General features: G+C 54.8%; 4 protein-coding genes. 1 reads left to right on the forward strand and 3 read right to left on the reverse strand.

Features of this window, described 5'->3' with window-relative positions:
• The 3 genes from ACILRA_RS19845 to ACILRA_RS19855 all read right to left on the reverse strand — a co-directional run.
• The coding region (locus ACILRA_RS19845) for a transposase (protein WP_395663786.1) at positions 1-243 on the reverse strand (243 nt) is incomplete at its 3' end.
• Positions 244-632: 389 nt separating this feature from the next.
• Positions 633-1,370 carry an FkbM family methyltransferase gene (locus ACILRA_RS19850; RefSeq protein ID WP_395663787.1) on the reverse strand — a complete coding sequence of 246 codons (738 nt, stop codon included), beginning with the start codon at positions 1,368-1,370 and terminating at the stop codon, positions 633-635.
• A 440-nt stretch (positions 1,371-1,810) separates the two neighbouring features.
• Positions 1,811-2,533 (reverse strand): glycosyltransferase family 32 protein, encoded by a 723-nt coding sequence (locus ACILRA_RS19855; RefSeq protein WP_395663788.1) that lies wholly within the window; start codon positions 2,531-2,533, stop codon positions 1,811-1,813.
• Positions 2,534-3,735: 1,202 nt separating this feature from the next.
• Here ACILRA_RS19855 and ACILRA_RS19860 point away from each other — a divergent pair.
• A protein-coding gene (locus ACILRA_RS19860; protein WP_395663789.1) for an IS630 family transposase occupies positions 3,736-4,805 on the forward strand; the annotation gives its coding sequence in 2 pieces (ribosomal slippage) (positions 3,736-4,222 and positions 4,222-4,805; 1,071 coding nt in all).
• Positions 4,806-4,815 lie beyond the last annotated feature (10 nt).

Here is a 4,815-nt window from a genome sequence, read left to right on the forward strand (position 1 = left end):
CGCAGCAACCCCGCCACCCAGCGCCAGCCGCCCATCCTTCAGCCGCCGCCGCCAGTCATACACTTGCGAACGGGTCGCCCCATACCGCCTCGCGACCTCAGAGACAGACACCCCAGGCCGGAAGCTCCCCGCCGCGATCCGGGACCGTTCCGCCTCGCTCCGCTGCTTGCGTCCGGTCGGCCCATCCAGAACCTCGAGACGCGAGACCCGCCCAGTCGATGAGACGTCCAATTGGGCGTCCATTTTGCCGTCCAATGCCATGATCAGAAACCCAATCCAAAATTGGATCCGCTTCTCTCATGCCGAGCACGGCCGCGCTAGAATGGGGTCGGCGTTGCGCTTACAAGCAGGCTAGGTTCGCCGCAGAAACCGTCTCTGATCCGCCAGCGTGCATTCAGGCTGGGTGGGAGCACCCGGCCCACAGGACCGCGCGCAAGATCAATGCTTTGAGCATGATGCCACCGCAAAACCGGCTTCCACGGAGCCCTGAGTGGTGAAGATCACGCAGAGATATGGATCGCAAAATGAGCAACACTCTCAGCGCAGCTGAACTCACGGAGCGGACGAGCGGCGGAAAGTCCTGCAAGACTTGGGAAGCGGACTGGCGGACGTCTCTTGATTGCTCACTCAACCTAAAGCTTGGTATTCACGTACCAATCGTCCCACTTGGAGAACCCCTCGAACTGCCGGACGAAACCGTTGCTTTCCATAAGCTTCCTTATTCCGCTCCTGTCCGCTTTGACATAATTATGTTCCACTGTAAAAATTTTTACATTGTACTTTGCAAAGTCAAAGGCATTCAGAATATCCAGCTCGGTGCCCTCGGTATCAACTGAAATATAGTCAATATCCAGTGGAGCGTCATGTTCAGACAGCAGATCGTTCAGCGAGACTGTCTCTACCGGATAGACAACGTTCTCTCGACGTGCGTCCTTGTTGAAATCGCGATCTTCGAAACCCTTGACCGTCGAGAGTTCACCGAACTGCGCGTCGAGAAACTCGATCGTCTTGCCAGACTCAGACCAGACACAACGTGAGTCAATGATGCAGGTTCTATTCGCCTTAAGCCTCGGAAGCCAGCGCCTCCCAGGCTCCGCCAATATGCCCTTCCATTCAAACTTCTTCTCGAGCAGCAATGTATTGCTTAATCCCACTCCATCAGTTGCCCCAAACTCAACGAAAAACCCGCCCTTCTTGAGCTTCAGCTTGAACAGAACGAAGAGATCCTGGTAGATCTGGGCTGGAGTATCTATGTTTGCCGCGCAGAACTTGACAAATCTACGCCGCACATCTGCTCTGTCATTCTTCCCACGAAACTCGACGAGCGCATCGTAGAGAGCTTGAACAGAATCAGCCTTTTCACCCACCATCTCACGGCATTCCTTTACATGACTTAACAATGCTTCTCATCGCGCCAGTGCTGGGACGCATGTATCGTTGAGCCACGCTCAAAAGTTGAATTCACCGGGAAGGTTCATTCATCTTGGGGGCTACCACCGAATGCAAACAGCCGTCTAGCAGAGTTCGTGATTGCTGTCCTTCAGGCGCCATGCTGCTGGCTCCTGCACAACGGAGAAAGCGAAACCATCCATCGGACTTGGTCACCACCGCACAGGACTCAGTGCTTAAGTTGGGCTCGTTTGTCATCATCTGGCTACTCTTGCGAGAGCCACCCGCTACCCCGCCCCTCCAGGCAACAAGACCGGCCTAGGGATACAGGCTGATGGAAGTACCGTCCATATCGCCAACAGCTTCCATGAAAAAACAAGCCATCCACTTAGAGTTCAAGAACCAACAAGCACGTCTCTGATCATAGAAAAATCGGCCCCGTCTGTCGCGAATAATGATTGGGGTGCTGCGAATGGTACTCGTTATTTCCTCGCTTTGGATAGATCGAGTACTCAAAACCCATTTTCTCAGCCGTGGCAATGCGATGCTTATATCGGAATCTTAGTGGCGCGATTGCAAGTGTATAGCAGATAGGACCCGAAAGCCGGAGTACACCAATCTTTCCGACGCCAAACCAGCCGGGGTGATAGTTGGCGCAGTTGAACATGGCATTCTGGATGACGTTCTTGAGAAACGGATGGCGCGGAATGGAGACGATGTGCCACTGCTGGAATTCGCCCCCATGAATTCTGACCAACTCAGGATAAAGCCCCGCTCCCTGTGTCTGCTCACCCAGCCTGTTGGGCCACTGCGACAAGATGAACGTGTCATCTTTCGAAATCACCGAATCAAGTGGTTTTCGAGCTGTTGACTTTATGTCCAGATATACACCGCCTTCTGCGAACAAGACGAGATAACGGAACAAGTCGGCCAGGACGACGTTGTACTTTGGGTTCAGCTTCTGGATCGCCTCATATCCGGCAGAACTCAAATTCCCCTTCAGGTACTTCCTCAGATCTTGATCCGAGTAAAGCCGGTGCTCCCATCCAGGGTTATTTGATTTAAGAAACGCAATGTTATCAAGGATCTCTGCGTCCAACTTCGCCGGATCCGAAATGGTCTGATGAATGATCTTTGGTATCATGGCCATCTTTTTCGGTGTTTCCGCTGAGCTACGGAGTTGAAATTCAAATGGCACTTGAGGGCGAGAGCTCACAGATATTCACGCTACCACCGGTACCCGAAGCCGGTCCAGCCCGTTCTTGGGCGCTGTCCTTCGGCGCTAGCGAGCCTCGCTGGCGCGCGTTCCGAACAGGTGGAATCACCTGGTCGAAAAGAACGCGGGCAAGATCAATCTTTTGAGCATGATCTTACCGCAAAAGTGGTTTTCCATCTCGCGGATCATGCTCTATCGGATTGTCACGGTCGAGCGCCGCCTGAGCAAGACACACACCAGCCCTCGGGAGGATTGCGCTTGCCTGCCGAGGCCTCCGGTTCACACGTTCAAGAGTCGTCAGCTGACCGGCAGACTCCGTGGGAATGCGAGGCTGCTAGCCGGTGCTGGCCTCGGAGTTTTTGGCCCATTGTTTCAGCATTTGGCCCATGGAGGCGAGCTTCGCTGCGAGGCAACGCATTTCAGGTGACAATTTGTTTGCCGTCCTGTTTGTGATGGTTCCACTTTCTCGAAAACTGGAACCTCCGGTAACTCCGTGGCGGTTCGGCCTCTGTTTCGCCTGCCGTTTTGGAGAGGAATTCCCGAAATGGTAGTGCGGACTACGGGAGAACAGTCCGTTTCCGGGCAGTGAGCTAAGTTCGGAGACAAAATAGCCTATTTTGTCTGTCCGGCTCGCCGGCACATAATGGCAGGAGATACAGTTGTTGTATGGCAAGAATACGTACGTTTATTAACGTTTGATTTGTTATTTTGTCTTACTGACAAATGATTGCAATGATTCAAGTCTAGAACCTGATTTTATCGCCCTATTGATGGGGATTGACGCCAAATGGATAACAGCTTCGTTCATCTTGTCGGCTATGTGGGAGATGAGAAGGATCGGTCTGTCACCCTTACCATCAGACGAGGGGCCTCCAGAACCGATGTGATGTTTCTCGTCACGAAGATGCTGGAGGCAATTCATCAGGAAGAAGCAGCCTTCAACTCCGCGCACAGGTACAATGAGTTCCGGATCTCACCGCCCAGCTATGCCCCCGTCCGAAGTCTCGTTACCAAGTTCTAACATCATACCACCTTTTCCGTCTTATACCATTGGCTCCTGGGCCTGACTCACGGGGGGATTCCCCTGAAGTTGGAGTTCTGATTCACTGGGCGCGAGGAGGATTCGCGCCATGCCACCAGCAGTACCCCTACGGACAGATTTCTCGGCTCGTGAGCTTCGCCGGTTGGCGAAGCAGTCTCGAGACAACAATCAGAGCCGGCGGCTCCTGTCGCTGGCGGCGGTGTTGGATGGTATGAGCCGCGACGATGCGGCCCGGATCGGTGGAATGGACCGCCAAACGCTTCGCGACTGGGTTCACCGGTTCAATACGGGAGGTCCCGAGGCATTGCTGGATGCCTGGACCAACGGCCCCACGCCACGCCTGTCATCGGAGCAGATGAGCGAGCTGGCGGCCCTCGTTGACGCCGGCCCCGACAGACAAGCTGACGGTGTGGTGCGCTGGCGGCGTATCGACCTCAAGCTGGTGATCAAGAAGCGGTTCGGTGTGGACTTTCATGAGCGATATGTCGGGACACTCTTGAAGAAGCTGGGGTTCTCACACGTCAGCGCCCGTCCGCGCCACCCCGGGCAGGATGTTGAAACCATCGCAGCGTTCAAAAAAACTTCCCCCAAACGCTGAGTGCCCATCTCGCTGAGTTGCCAGAGAAAACGCCGGTGGAGATATGGTTCCAGGACGAGGCCCGCATCGGTCAGAAGAATGGCATCGTCCGCCAATGGAGCAGGCGCGGATCGAGGCCCCGCCAACCGGCCGATCAGCGCTATGAGAATGCCTATCTCTTTGGCGCCATATGTCCGGCACGTGGAACTGGCGCAGCAATTGCCGTGCCATATGCCGACACTGAGGCCATGCAGATGCATCTCAATGAGATCTCCCGCCATGTCGCCAGGGGTGCCCACGCCGTACTCCTTCTCGACCGGGCCGGATGGCACACAACGAGCAAACTCGACGTGCCCGACAACATCACGCCAATCTTTTTGCCCTCGCGCGCGCCTGAACTCAACCCCGTCGAAAACATTTGGCAGTACCTTCGTGCCAATTGGCTCTCCAACCGCGTCTTCGAAACTTACCTCGAGATCATCGAGGCAGCATGCGACGCCTGGCAGAAGCTCATTGCTCAACCAGAGACCATCACCTCAATCGGAATGCGGCAATGGGCTCATGTCGGTCAGACCCAATGACCGTTGGTAT

The sequence above is a fragment of the Aestuariivirga sp. genome (assembly GCF_044239095.1).
Classification (GTDB): domain Bacteria; phylum Pseudomonadota; class Alphaproteobacteria; order Rhizobiales; family Aestuariivirgaceae; genus Aestuariivirga.

What these genes read in the sequence shown, in the direction of transcription:
- ACILRA_RS19850 (WP_395663787.1), bottom strand. Translation starts at nt 1,370, where the DNA reads ATGGTGGGTGAAAAGGCTGATTCTGTTCAAGCTCTCTACGATGCGCTC.
- ACILRA_RS19855 (WP_395663788.1), bottom strand. Translation starts at nt 2,533, where the DNA reads ATGATACCAAAGATCATTCATCAGACCATTTCGGATCCGGCGAAGTTG.